This window comes from Streptomyces lunaelactis (genome assembly GCF_003054555.1).
Classification (GTDB): domain Bacteria; phylum Actinomycetota; class Actinomycetes; order Streptomycetales; family Streptomycetaceae; genus Streptomyces; species Streptomyces lunaelactis.
The window spans coordinates 2,516,907-2,529,142 of record NZ_CP026304.1 but is presented as its reverse complement, the minus strand read 5'-3'; the positions used below and the strand labels follow the sequence as shown (position 1 = coordinate 2,529,142).

The 12,236-nt window shown below is 72.1% G+C and carries 11 protein-coding genes; 8 read left to right on the top strand and 3 right to left on the bottom strand.

All coding sequences use genetic code 11. The annotated features are described in order from the left end of the window. Positions 1 to 267 precede the first annotated feature (267 nt). From chsH3 to SLUN_RS11405, 3 genes are read left to right on the top strand one after another with little or no spacing between them, the layout of a single operon-like run. Positions 268 to 1,122 (top strand): enoyl-CoA hydratase ChsH3, encoded by an 855-nt coding sequence (chsH3, locus tag SLUN_RS11415; RefSeq protein WP_108148386.1) that lies wholly within the window; start codon positions 268 to 270, stop codon positions 1,120 to 1,122. A gap of 24 nt (positions 1,123 to 1,146) precedes the next feature. Further along, positions 1,147 to 2,223 carry a Zn-dependent alcohol dehydrogenase gene (locus SLUN_RS11410; protein WP_108148385.1) on the top strand — a complete coding sequence of 359 codons (1,077 nt, stop codon included), beginning with the start codon at positions 1,147 to 1,149 and terminating at the stop codon, positions 2,221 to 2,223. 20 nt (positions 2,224 to 2,243) lie between these two features. Next, entirely contained in the window at positions 2,244 to 3,194 is a 951-nt protein-coding gene (locus tag SLUN_RS11405) for a 3-oxoacyl-ACP reductase (RefSeq protein WP_108148384.1), read from the top strand. Positions 3,195 to 3,756: 562 nt separating this feature from the next. Here SLUN_RS11405 and SLUN_RS11395 read toward each other — a convergent pair. Continuing rightward, positions 3,757 to 4,923: a hypothetical protein gene (locus tag SLUN_RS11395; RefSeq protein WP_108148382.1), complete on the bottom strand. Its 1,167-nt coding sequence runs from the start codon at positions 4,921 to 4,923 to the stop codon at positions 3,757 to 3,759. Between the two features lie 348 nt (positions 4,924 to 5,271). Between SLUN_RS11395 and SLUN_RS11390 the strand changes: the two genes are divergently transcribed. The 4 genes from SLUN_RS11390 to SLUN_RS11375 are packed head-to-tail and all read left to right on the top strand — an operon-like array spanning position 5,272 to position 8,999. After that, positions 5,272 to 6,108 (top strand): Nif3-like dinuclear metal center hexameric protein, encoded by an 837-nt coding sequence (locus SLUN_RS11390; protein ID WP_108148381.1) that lies wholly within the window; start codon positions 5,272 to 5,274, stop codon positions 6,106 to 6,108. Next, positions 6,105 to 6,848 (top strand): zinc ribbon domain-containing protein, encoded by a 744-nt coding sequence (locus tag SLUN_RS11385; RefSeq protein WP_179955313.1) that lies wholly within the window; start codon positions 6,105 to 6,107, stop codon positions 6,846 to 6,848. The genes SLUN_RS11390 and SLUN_RS11385 overlap by 4 nt, the downstream gene beginning before the upstream one ends. After that, complete coding sequence (locus tag SLUN_RS11380) at positions 6,848 to 8,089, top strand: bifunctional RNase H/acid phosphatase (protein ID WP_108148380.1); 1,242 nt, start codon at positions 6,848 to 6,850, stop codon at positions 8,087 to 8,089. Before SLUN_RS11385 ends, SLUN_RS11380 begins: the two co-directional genes overlap by 1 nt. A gap of 55 nt (positions 8,090 to 8,144) precedes the next feature. Beyond that, positions 8,145 to 8,999 carry a GNAT family N-acetyltransferase gene (locus SLUN_RS11375; RefSeq protein ID WP_108148379.1) on the top strand — a complete coding sequence of 285 codons (855 nt, stop codon included), beginning with the start codon at positions 8,145 to 8,147 and terminating at the stop codon, positions 8,997 to 8,999. 82 nt (positions 9,000 to 9,081) lie between these two features. Here SLUN_RS11375 and eda read toward each other — a convergent pair whose 3' ends face one another. Both eda and yaaA read right to left on the bottom strand, forming a co-directional pair. Next, positions 9,082 to 9,705: a bifunctional 4-hydroxy-2-oxoglutarate aldolase/2-dehydro-3-deoxy-phosphogluconate aldolase gene (gene eda / locus SLUN_RS11370; protein WP_108148378.1), complete on the bottom strand. Its 624-nt coding sequence runs from the start codon at positions 9,703 to 9,705 to the stop codon at positions 9,082 to 9,084. Between the two features lie 139 nt (positions 9,706 to 9,844). Continuing rightward, positions 9,845 to 10,645 (bottom strand): peroxide stress protein YaaA, encoded by an 801-nt coding sequence (gene yaaA, locus SLUN_RS11365; RefSeq protein ID WP_108148377.1) that lies wholly within the window; start codon positions 10,643 to 10,645, stop codon positions 9,845 to 9,847. 125 nt (positions 10,646 to 10,770) lie between these two features. Between yaaA and SLUN_RS11360 the strand changes: the two genes are divergently transcribed. After that, positions 10,771 to 12,213, top strand: coding sequence for an RNB domain-containing ribonuclease (locus tag SLUN_RS11360; protein WP_108148376.1), 1,443 nt, complete (start codon positions 10,771 to 10,773; stop codon positions 12,211 to 12,213). Positions 12,214 to 12,236 lie beyond the last annotated feature (23 nt).

Here is a 12,236-nt window from a genome sequence, read left to right as displayed (position 1 = left end):
CGGCGCGGTCCGCGTGAGATGCGCGGACCGAACCGACTCGATATCGGTGATCCGGGCGGATGATCTCGCTCCTGACCTACCATCACTTCATTTCTGACATGCAGTCAGGAGTCTTCCCAAGTATTGAGGGCTGCGTTATACATAGTGGCCATCGGCCTAGAACGCGTTCTAGAACGGGCGCCGGGGCCGGCCCCGTACGACCTCGGTGCGGCCGACGGTGCGGACGGCCGCGCCGAGGTCTTCCACTCCTCAAGGAGCAGCATCCTCATGCCCATTGATGCCGCCAAGGCCGTCGCCGCCGAACCCCGCAGCGCCGAGATCGCATGGGACCACAAGGACATCCAGCTCTACCACCTCGGCCTCGGCGCGGGCATCCCCGCCACCGACCCCGACGAGCTGCGCTACACCCTCGAGTCGAAGCTGCATGTCCTGCCCAGCTTCGCCACCGTCGCGGGCGCGGGCAAAGGCGTCATCGGCGGGCTCACCGGACCCGGCCTCGACATCAGCCTGGCATCCGTACTGCACGGCGGGCAGACCATCCTGCTCCACCGGCCGATCCCGGTCAGGGGCAGGGCCGTATCGACGTCCCGGATCGCGGCGGTCTACGACAAGGGCAAGGCCGCGATCCTCGTGCTGCGCACCGAAGCGGCCGACGACGAAGGCCCGCTGTGGACGAGCGACGCCCAGATCTTCGTACGCGGAGAAGGCGGCTTCGGCGGCGACCGCGGCCCCTCCGTCCGCCTCGAACTCCCGCCCCGCGAGCCGGACAAGGTGGTCGAGAAGGCCATCCGCGAGGATCAGGCGCTGCTCTACCGGCTCTCCGGCGACTGGAACCCGCTGCACGCCGACCCCGAGTTCGCCAGGCTCGCCGGCTTCGACCGGCCCATCCTGCACGGGCTCTGCTCGTACGGAATGGCGCTGAAGGCGGTCGTCGACACAGTGCTCGGCGGGGACGTCGGCCGCGTCCGCTCGTACACCACACGCTTCGCCGGCGTGGTCTTCCCCGGCGAGACCCTGCGTATCCGAATGTGGGCCGGAGACAGTCAGGTGCACGTATCGGTGACGGCCGTGGAGCGGGACGACGCGCCGGTCCTCGCCGACACCATCGTCGAACATTCGTGAGCACTTCCTGAGAGGAGCCGCACCGTGCGCGCAGCCGTACTGCACGAGATAGGGCAGGACAAGCTCGAAGTCCTCGACGACGTCGAGGCGGTGGGCTTCGGCCCCGGCAAGGTCAGGATCCGGGTCCGGGCCACCGGGCTGTGCCACTCGGACGTCTCCGCGATGAACGGCGTGCTGCCCCAGCCCGCGCCCTTCATCCCCGGGCACGAGGGCGCGGGCGAGATCATCGACATCGGCGACGGTGTGAGCGGCCTGAGCCAGGGCGACCGGGTGCTGCTGTGCTGGCTGCCCGCGTGCGGGGTCTGTCCCGCCTGCAAGCGCGGCCAGACCCAGCTCTGTCTCGCGGGCTTCATGAACGCAGGCACCCCCAACTTCAAGCGCCCCGGCGGCGATGTCTTCGGCTTCGCCGGCACCGGCACCTTCACCGAGGAGGTCGTCGTCGACGCGGGCTGCGCCGTGCCGATCCCCGACGATGTGCCCTTCGACATCGCCGCGCTGATCGGCTGCGGCGTCACCACGGGCCTCGGCGCCGCCATCAACACCGCGGATGTGGCGGCCGGTTCCTCGGTCGCCGTCATCGGCTGCGGCGGCGTCGGCATCTCGGCGATCCAGGGCGCGCGGCTCAAGGGCGCGGCCCAGATCGTCGCCGTCGACCCGGTCGCCTCGCGGCGCGAGGCCGCGCTCACCTTCGGTGCGACAGAGGCCGTCTCGCCGGACGAACTGGCCGACGCCAAGCAGCGCATCACCTCGGGTGAGGGCTTCGACTACGTCTTCGAGGTCGTCGGCAGGTCGGCGACGGCCCGTACCGCGTACGAGACGACCCGGCGCGGCGGCACGCTGTGCATCGTCGGCGCGGGCGCCATGGACGACTTCCTCCAGCTCAACATGTTCGAGCTGTTCTTCGACGAGAAGCGGATTCTGCCGTCGATGTACGGGGGCGGGGACGTGCTCACCTCGTACGAGCGGGCCATCGCCCTGTGGCGGGCGGGCCGGATCGACCTCGAAGGGCTGATCACCCACCGGGTGCGGCTCGCGGAGATCAACGACGCGCTGGCCCAGATGCGTTCGGGCGAGGCGCTGCGCACCTGCATCGAGATCTGAGAGGACTCGGAGTGTCTTTGATGTCACTGCCGCTTGAGGGCCTGTCCGCGATCGTGACGGGGGCGGGCCGCGGTCTCGGCCGCGCCGAAGCCCTTGAACTCGCCCGTCTCGGCGCGAGCGTCGTCGTCAACGACTATGGGCGTCCCGGCCGGGACGGTTCGGGCGACGCCTCGGCGACCCCGGCCGAGGAGGTCGCCGCGGAGATCCGCGCGGCGGGTGGCTCCGCCGTGGCCCACCAGGGCGATGTCTCCGACTTCGGGCAGGCCCGCGATCTGGTCGGGCTGGCCGTCTCCACGTACGGCAAGCTCGACATCCTGGTCAACAACGCGGGCATTCTGCGGGACCGGATGGTCTTCTCCATGAGCGAGGAGGAGTGGGACTCGGTGATACGGGTCCACCTCAAGGGCCACTTCAACACCACGCACTTCGCGTCGGTCCACTGGCGCGAGCGCTCCAAGGCGGCCGGGGGCCCGGTCTACGGCCGGATCGTGAACACCTCGTCGGAGGCGTTCCTCGCGGGCTCGGCGGGTCAGCCGAACTACGCGGCGGCGAAGGGCGGGATCGTCGGTCTGACCACGTCGACGGCGCTCGCGCTGTCCAAGTACGGCGTCACCGCGAATGTGATCTGCCCGCGCGCCCGGACGCGTATGACGCAGGACGTCTTCGCGGGCTTCCAGGAGCCGGAGGACGGCAGCCTCGACGCCCTCGCCCCGGAGCATGTGGCGCCACTGGTCGGCTATCTCGCCTCCCCGGCGGCGGCCAAGGCCAACGGGCAGCTGCTGGTGGTGCACGGGGGCATGGTCGCGGTGGTGGAACGGCCCAAGGTGGCGGCGAAGTTCGACACGTCGAAGGACGTGTTCAGCTATGAGGAGCTGGAGGGGGTGCTGGGCGCTTACTACGAGGACCGGCCGCTGAACGAGACGTTCGCGGCGGCGGAGGTCTTGGGCCTGAAGCGGGGCGGCGTGGCTTGACCGGGGTGGCTTGACCGGGGCTTGTCCTCAATCGCCGGACGGGCTGGATACTCCAGCCTCGCCGGCGTTAGGGCGTGTTCTAGAAGTCCCGCCTGCCCCGCGGCGCCTGGCACGCGCACTCGCGATGTTGTCGGAGTCGCCCAAGTACGTCCAGTACGAGGGCGATCCTCCGCCTTGCGATTGCACGCACCAGACGCCGCAGGGCCCGCCCTGCGGGCGGACGGCGCTACTTCAAAAACACGCCCTAGCGGCGCGGGGTCCGGGGCGGAGCCCCGGCAAGGGCGGTCAGGCCGGGCTGCTCACCTTCCCGGGCGGCGGTGGCGGCCGTGCGACGGAGTCGTCGAGTCCTCCGTCGTCGCCGCACCGCCCCGGTGCCTTCCGGCGCCACCGGCACCCGCACCGCTCGTACCGCAGGCGCCGCCGGCCCCCGCACCCCCCGGACGCTCCTCTGTCGTGTCGGTTCGTGCTTCATACATGTGGGAAGTCACCCCGTTGTGATCGCTGTAATACGTGTCGCAGGGCACCGGCAGCATCCCCAGCAGCCCCGGCCCCGCGCCAGAATTCAATCAGGGGCCGCACGGCCCGTGAGAGGCGCCTGCTGCAAAGGCATCGGCCTGCACACAAGAGGAGCCCCGGCGCCCACGGACGGTTCCCCACCTGCGTGTTCCGCTTGTGCCGGTTCTGTGATCATGTCACGTCTGGTGATCACATCCGGTACGCAAACGTCCTCGGGCGCCTCCATCCGCGCCACTCCACACCTCACCGCCCCCGTCGCGTACGGCAGGTGCAGCACCCCCTCCCGGCTCCACAGCCCAGCCCCCGCCAACCACCCCTCCGGGGCGGCCAGTTGGTGCAACCGTCGCCCGGCCGGGCGCCAGACGCCCAGCCGGCTCCCCGCCGCCCCGTCGATCCGCAGCGCCACCGCACAGCTCTCCGGCGTCAGCATCTGGCCCGGCTGCACGGCGAACGGCGTCACCGCGCAGTCCGCGAGCCGCAGGCACTCCGGGAAGCGCACCGGCCGCAGACTGCTCAGCACGCCCCAGCCGAGCCGGTCGTGACCCGGCGCGTTCGAGCGGATCAGCAGCAGTCCGCTGTCCGGCTCGGCGAGCAGCAGCCGGTCGTCGCTCTCCTCCGTGATCTGCAGCAGTGGCGTCACCTCCCCGCCCCGCTCCAGATCGACCGCCACCGCCTTCACCGGGCCGCCGTCCAGCTGTCGGTCCAGGGCGAGCATCCGCCCCGTGCGGTCCAGCCAGACCCCGCCGGAGCAGTGCCCCGGCACCTCGGCGACATGCTCCGGCCCGAACGCCCCGCCCGCCACCAGCCAGATCGCGGTGGACCCCTCGCCGGGTGCCAGGGCGTACGCGCTGACGCCGTCGGGCGAGGGCGGCAGCAGTGTCAGCCGCGCCGACTCGATCGCGCCGAGCGGCAGTTCACCCGTCCCCGGCCCTGTCGGGTAGAGCAGCGAGAAGGCGTGCCTGCCCTCCACCCGCCGCCGGATCAGGACCCGCCCGTCGGTCAGCGGCAGCACATCGGCGTCCCGCTCCTCCGGCTGGTCGAGCGGCAGCGGCACCGCGTACGGCTCGGGTCCGTCGAGCGTCCACCGCTCCGGGAACAGGGCCTCACCGTCCCCCGCCAGCCGGGCCGCGTACGTCCCGTCCGCGGTCATCGTGAATCCCGTACTCCCCACGGCTCCGTCCTCCGCGGCGGTCTCGATGGCACAGACTGTCATCGGATGCTCACCTCCGGCGACCGAAGCTAGTTTTCGCACTTCCTGCCGAACAACACGAGACCCAGCTCTTCACACATAAGGGTGGCCAAGGCGGGATTCGCCTGAGAGGGAGGGGGCGATTGTGCAGCGAGGTGCCGGTGCCTGAAGTCAGGCACCCCTGAGTTCGGATCAGGGGTACCCAGTGTCCCTACGCCGCCGCGGCACCTCCGCAGCAGCGATCCGCGCACGTATTTGATCAAGTAGGTCGCCTCGTCGGGCAAGTAGTGGCAAGTCTTCGGGCAAGTCGGCGGACAAGTCGGCAGATGAGCGATGGCCTGCGGGGCACGGACGGAAGGTAGCCTTTCCTCCGTGCCCCGTCTGTCTGAAGTCCTCGCCGCGCTCGACGCCCTGTGGCCCCCGGAGCGGGCCGAACAGTGGGACGCCGTCGGCACGGTCTGCGGGGACCCGGACGCCGAGGTCACCCGGGTCCTGTTCGCCGTCGACCCGGTAGGGGCGATCGCCGACGAGGCCATCGAGCTCGGCGCACAGCTGATCGTCGTCCACCACCCGCTCTATCTGCGCGGTACGACGACGGTCGCGGCCTCCACCTTCAAGGGCCGCGTCGTGCACACCCTGATCAAGCACGACATCGCCCTGCACGTCGCGCACACCAACGCCGACTCCGCCGACCCCGGTGTCTCCGACGCCCTCGCGGGCGCGCTCGACCTCCGGGTCGTACGCCCCCTGGTCCCGGACACGACGGATCCGAGCGGCCGCCGCGGCCTCGGCCGGATCTGTGAGCTCGACCATCCCGAGACCCTCGGCGAGTTCGCCGCACGCGCCGCGAAGCGGCTGCCCGCCACCGCGCAGGGCATCCGTATCGCCGGCGACCCCGACTCCCTCGTCCGTACCGTCGCGGTCAGCGGCGGCTCCGGCGACAGCCTCTTCGACCAGGTGCGGGCCGCGGGCGTGGACGCCTTCCTCACCGCCGACCTGCGCCACCACCCGGTCTCCGAAGCCACCCAGCACTCACCCCTGGGGCTGGTCGATGCCGCCCACTGGGCCACCGAGTGGCCCTGGTGCGAGCAGGCAGCCGCCCAGCTCGACGCGATTTCCGACCGGCACGGCTGGGGCCTTCGGGTCCACGTCTCGCACACGGTCACCGACCCCTGGTCCTCCCACCACACTTCTGGAGCCCCCAACTGAACGCCGATCCCGCCGACCAGATCCGACTGCTCGACGTCCAGGCCCTCGACGTACGTCTGTCGCAGCTCGCCCACAGGCGCAACTCGCTGCCCGAGCACGCCGAGATCGAGTCGCTCACCAAGGACCTCGCACAGCTGCGCGACCTGCTGGTCGCCTCGCAGACCGAGGAGAGCGACACCGCCCGCGAGCAGACCAAGGCGGAGCAGGACGTCGACCAGGTGCGCCAGCGCGCCGTCCGCGACCAGCAGCGGCTGGACTCGGGCGCGGCCGCCTCGCCCAAGGACCTGGAGAACCTGCAGCGCGAGATCGTCTCGCTCGCCAAGCGCCAGGGCGACCTGGAGGACGTCGTCCTCGAGGTCATGGAGCGCCGTGAGTCCGCGCAGGAACGCGTCACCGAGCTGACCGGACGGGTCTCCTCCGTCCAGGCCAAGCTCGACGACGCGACCGCGCGCCGGGACGCCGCGCAGGAGGAGATCGACACCGAGGTCGCCTCGGTCACCAAGGAGCGCGAGGTCGTGTCGGGCTCCGTGCCGGCCGATCTGCTCAAGCTGTACGAGAAGCTGCGCGTCCAGCAGGGCGGGGTGGGCGCGGCCCGCCTCTACCAGCGCCGCTGCGAGGGCTGCCGGCTGGAGCTGAACATCACCGAGGTGAACGAGGTCAAGGCGGCGTCCCCCGACACGGTGCTGCGCTGTGAGAACTGCCGTCGCATCCTGATCCGTACCTCCGAGTCGGGTCTGTAATGCGGGAGTTCGTCGTCGAGGCGGACGGCGGCTCCCGGGGGAATCCGGGCCCGGCCGGGTACGGCGCGGCCGTGATCGACCCCAGGACGGGGGAGACGCTGGCCGAGGCGGCCGAGTACATCGGTGTGGCGACGAACAATGTCGCCGAGTACAAGGGCCTGATCGCGGGGCTGAAGGCCGCGAAGGCCCTTGACGCGGATGCTTCGGTGCGGGTCCGGATGGACTCCAAGCTGGTCGTCGAGCAGATGTCGGGCCGCTGGAAGATCAAGCACCCGGACATGAAGCCGCTGGCGGCGGAGGCCGCCCGTATCCTCCCCTCCTCGCAGGTCACCTACGAGTGGATCCCGCGCGAGAACAACAAGCACGCGGACCGCCTGGCCAATGAGGCGATGGACGCGGGCAAGAAGGGCAAGCGGTGGGAGCCCTCGCGCTCCACCGCGGCGCTCGACTCGCGGGACGCGGAAGCGGCGCGGGTGGTGGGCGACGCGGCGGCGGGCGCGGCGAAGGCGAGGGCGGCGCTCGCGGGCCGGACGTCGGGCGGTTCGGCCGAGCTGCCGGACGCCGAGGCGGCCGGGACCAGCGAAGCCGAGACGGTCGGCTGGGGCCCCGCCGACCTGGGCGTGCCCGCGACCTTCGTCCTCCTCCGCCACGGCGAGACTCCGCTCACCCCGGAGAAGCGCTTCTCGGGCAGCGGCGGCACCGACCCGTCCCTTTCCCCGGTCGGGCTGCGCCAGGCGGAGGCGGTCGCAGCCGCCCTGGCTGCGCGTGGCACGATCCAGGAGATCGTCAGTTCGCCGCTGAAGCGCTGCCGCGAGACCGCGGAGGCCGTCGCCGCGCGCCTGAACCTCGATGTCCGCGTCGAGGACGGCCTGCGCGAGACGGACTTCGGCGCGTGGGAGGGCCTGACGTTCGCGGAGGTACGTGAGCGGTACGCCGAGGACCTGACGGCCTGGCTCGCCTCCCCGAAGGCGACCCCGACGGGTGGCGGCGAGAGCTTCGCCACGGTGGCCCGCCGCGTCTCGTCGACCCGCGACAAACTGCTCGCCCACTACCCGGGCCGCACCGTCCTGCTGGTCACCCACGTCACCCCGGTGAAGACCCTGGTCCGCCTGGCACTGGGCGCCCCGCCGGAGTCGCTGTTCCGCATGGAGCTGTCGGCGGCGTCGCTGTCGGTGGTGGCGTACTACGCGGACGGCAACGCGTCGCTGCGCCTGCTGAACGACACGTCGCACCTGCGCTGAGGGGCCCCGCCGTAATGCAGGTGCGCCGACGGGCCCGCCCGTAAGAGCATCTGGCATGACCTGGCATCTGACCGAGGACGTCGAGGAGTTCCGCCGCGCCGCCGACGGCTACCTCGCGCGCGATCCCGCCCGCAGCACCGCCCTGCTCACCATGAGCGAGATGGTGCGGCGGCACGGACCGCAGGCGTACGGGGACGCGGGGCCCGCGCGGTTCGGGTGGTGGCGGGAGGGCGGCGGCGCCGTCGAGGGCGCGTTCGTGCAGACGCAGCCGCGGCGGCCGCTGCTCGGGCCGATGCCGGAGAACCTCGCCCGCTCGCTCGCCCGGGAGCTGCGCGCCGTCGGGCCCGGGCTCAGTGGTGTGAGGGCCGCGGACGGCGCGGCCAAGACCTTCGCCGACGAGTGGACGGGCGGTGGCGACTGGCGCGTCGACGTGCGGCTGCGGCTGTTCACGCTCGGGGAGCTGACGCCGCAGGAACCCGCGCCGTCCGGCCGGGCGAGGCAGGCCGGCGCCGACGACATCGCGCACGCCGCCGCCTGGATGAAGAGCTTCGTCGCCGACGTCGGCGACCCGTCCGACGCGGACCATGACTACACGGAGAACGCCGCCCGCCGCATCGCCGACGGACTCCTGTACCTGTGGGAGGAGACGGACGGGCGGCCCGTCTCGATGGCCGCCCACTCGCCCCTCATCGCGGGACAGTCCCGGGTCGCCTCCGTCTACACCCCGGCGGGGCTCCGCGGACGCGGATACGCCGGCGCGATCACCGCCGCCGTCAGCCGCGCAGCCCTCGACGCGGGCGCCGAACACGTGCTGCTCTTCACCGACCTGGCCAACCCCACGAGCAACGCCCTCTACCAGCGCCTCGGTTACCGCCCTGTGGCGGACTACCTGGACGTGGAGTTCATCTAGGTCCTTGTCCGGCCGATCTTGCCGGGCTCGCGTGCCCTGGCACGCACGCTCGACTGATCCGGCCCGATCGACCGGACAGGACCTAAGGGCGGCCGCGCAGCGAGGCCGCTTCGGCGGCCAGCGCCTCGACCCGCGCCCAGTCCTTCGAGGCGATCGCGTCCGCCGGCACCATCCACGTACCGCCCACACACCCCACATTCCCCAGCCCCAGATACGACGGCGCCGAGGCGAGCGAGATACCGCCCGTCGGGCAGAAGCGAGCCTGCGGAAGCGGCCCGGCAAGGGACGTGAGATATGCCGTGCCGCCCGCGGCCTCCGCCGGGAAGAACTTCATCTCGCTCACCCCGCGCTCCAGCAGCGCCACGACCTCCGACGTCGTCGAGACACCCGGCAGGAACGGCACGCCCGACGCCTTCATCGCGTCCAGCAGACGTTCCGTCCAGCCGGGGCTGACCAGGAACCGCGCCCCCGCCGCCACCGCCGCGCCGACGCCCCCGGACGAGATCACCGTGCCCGCGCCGATCACCGCGTCCGGCACGTCAGCCGCGATCGCGCGGATCGCGTCGAGCGCGGCGGGCGTACGCAGCGTCACCTCGATCGCCGGCAGCCCGCCCGCGACCAGAGCCCGCGCGAGCGGTACGGCATCGGCGGCGTCCTCGATGACGACGACCGGAACGACGGGTGCGAGATCCAGGACAGAAGGCATGGCCCTCATCCTGCCCGGCACTCTGCGTACCGCACAACGAGCGTTGCAGACAGTGCAACGGAAGAAGGGGTGACGCCGAGAGTGGCAACGCAGGGAGTCGCAACGCGGGAGTGGCAACGCCAGAACGCAACACGTGCGCTCAGTGGATCTGCGCGACCACCACATCCAGCGCCCACGCCCGCCCCGCCCTGCCCGGCGCCTGCGCCTCCACCACGTACCCCAGCTCCCGCAGCACCTCCACCAGCTCACCCGGACCCGCCGGCTTCGCGCCCGCCATCAGCAGGTCCCGTACCAGCCGGCCCTTCGTCGCCTTGTTGAAGTGGCTGACTACCGACCGCTTCTCGACCCCGTCGACCACCTGCGAGTGCAGCACCCGCACCGTCGCCGTACGCCCCGCGACCTCGCCCTTCGGCTTCCACGCCGCCGCATACGCAGAGGACCGCAGGTCCAGTACGAGCCCGCTGCCCGCCGCCTCCGGCAGCACCGCCTCCATCGCGCCCCGCCAGTACGCGCCCAGCGCGCCGAGCCCCGGCAGCTTCACCCCCATCGAGCAGCGGTAGGACGGAATCCGGTCACCCACCCGGACCGCGCCCCACAGCCCCGAGAACACCAGCAGCGACTGCCGCGCCCGCCGCCGCGCGTCCGGCTCCAGCGTCGCCAGACCTAGCGCGTCGTACAGCACACCCGTGTAGATCTCCCCGGCCGGCCGGGTCCCCGCGGTCCGCAGCTCCACGTTCTTCGCGATCTCACCGCGCAGGCCCTCGCTCAGCCCGAGGACCTCCCGCGCCTTCTCCTCGTCGGCCGCGCACAGCTCGAGAAGTTCGTCCAGCACCGCGGCGCGCGCCCCGGCAAGACCCGGCAGCGACAGCGACTCCGCCTTCAGCGGAGCCCCACGCCCGGAAGCGGCCTTACCCTCCGACGGCGGCAACAGCACGAGCACGGCAAGTCTCCTTCGTACGTACGGGGACGGGGGTGCGGCCCCCGCGCCAGCCTACGGTCATCCCCGGCGCCACCGGGGTGCCCATCCGGGGTGCCGTCCGCCCCGGCCCGCCATACGCTCGGTCCATGCCCCGCCGCCATATGCATGTGACCGGCGCAGCCGAGGCTCCGCTGAGGGCCGCCCTGCGAGAGCTGCGTACGACGCTCGACGTGCCCGAGGACTTCGCGCCCGCCGTCCTCGCGGAGGCGGAGGCCGCCGCCAAGGCCCCGCGGCTGCCGGAGCATGACGCCACCGACATCCCGTTCTTCACCGTCGACCCGCCGGCCTCCGTCGACCTCGACCAGGCGATGCACCTCGCCCGCCGCGAGGGCGGCGGCTACCGCGTCCACTACGCGATCGCCGATGTCGCGGCCTTCGTCACCCCCGGCGGCGCGCTCGACGCCGAGGCCCACCGCCGTGTGCAGACCCTGTACTTCCCCGACGAGAAGGTCCCGCTGCATCCGCCGCTGCTCTCCGAGGGCGCCGCCAGTCTGCTGCCGGACCAGACCGCGCCCGCGCTGCTCTGGCGGATCGACCTCGACGCCGAGGGCCGCGCCGTGACGACCGAGGTGCGCCGTGCGCTCGTACGCAGCCGGGCCAGGCTCGACTACGAGGGCGCGCAGAAGCAGATCGACGCGGGCACCGCCGGGGAACCGCTCGCCCTGCTCAAGGACGTCGGCCTGCTGCGCGAGGCGCTGGAGCGCGAACGCGGCGGCATCTCCCTCAACGTCCCCGACCAGGAGATCGTCGAGCGCGACGGTGCCTACTTCCTCGCGTACCGGGCCCCGCTCCCCGCCGACGGCTGGAACGCCCAGATCTCCCTGCTCACCGGCATGGCCGCCGCCGACCTGATGACGGCATCGGGCGTGGGCATCCTGCGCACCCTGCCCACCGCCCCGGACGGCGCGGTGGCGAGGCTGCGCCGCTCGGCCAAGGCGCTGGGCATCGGCTGGCCGCACCATGTCTCGTACGCGGACGTGGTCCGCTCCCTCGACCCGCACAACGCCCGCCATGCCGCCTTCCTGGAGGAGTGCACCAGCCTGCTGCGCGGCGCCGGCTACAGCGCCTTCTCGGGCGGCAAGCTGCCCTCGCCCGCGGTCCACGCCGCCGTGGCCGACGAGTACACGCACTGCACCGCGCCGCTGCGGCGGCTCGTCGACCGGTACGCGGGCGAGCTGTGCGTGGCGGCGGTGGCCGGGCAGGCGCCGCCGGAGTGGGTGACGGCCGCGCTGGAGGAGCTCCCGCAGGAGATGGCGGACGGCTCCCGGCGTGCCAACACGGTGGAGCGCGAGTGCGTCGACATCGTCGAGGCGGCGCTGCTGAAGGAGCGGGTCGGCGAGGTCTTCGACGCGTTCGTGGTGGACGTGAAGGAGAGCGAACCGGCGGTCGGGACGATCCACTTGGAGGACCCGGCGGTGGTGGCCCGGATCGACGGCGGGACCACGAGGCTTCCGCTGGGGGAGCGCGTACGGGCCCGGCTCACACAGGCCGACCCGGGGACGGCGAAGGTACTGTTCGCTCTCGCGTGAGGGCGGCCACGACGCCCTTCGGT

Bases quoted from the DNA above. Each gene is read 5' to 3' on its own strand.
- SLUN_RS11405 (WP_108148384.1), top strand. From the start codon at position 2,244: ATGTCACTGCCGCTTGAGGGCCTGTCCGCGATCGTGACGGGGGCGGGC.
- chsH3 (WP_108148386.1), top strand. From the start codon at position 268: ATGCCCATTGATGCCGCCAAGGCCGTCGCCGCCGAACCCCGCAGCGCC.
- SLUN_RS11395 (WP_108148382.1), bottom strand. From the start codon at position 4,923: ATGACAGTCTGTGCCATCGAGACCGCCGCGGAGGACGGAGCCGTGGGG.
- SLUN_RS11380 (WP_108148380.1), top strand. From the start codon at position 6,848: ATGCGGGAGTTCGTCGTCGAGGCGGACGGCGGCTCCCGGGGGAATCCG.
- eda (WP_108148378.1), bottom strand. From the start codon at position 9,705: ATGCCTTCTGTCCTGGATCTCGCACCCGTCGTTCCGGTCGTCGTCATC.
- SLUN_RS11375 (WP_108148379.1), top strand. From the start codon at position 8,145: ATGACCTGGCATCTGACCGAGGACGTCGAGGAGTTCCGCCGCGCCGCC.
- SLUN_RS11360 (WP_108148376.1), top strand. From the start codon at position 10,771: ATGCCCCGCCGCCATATGCATGTGACCGGCGCAGCCGAGGCTCCGCTG.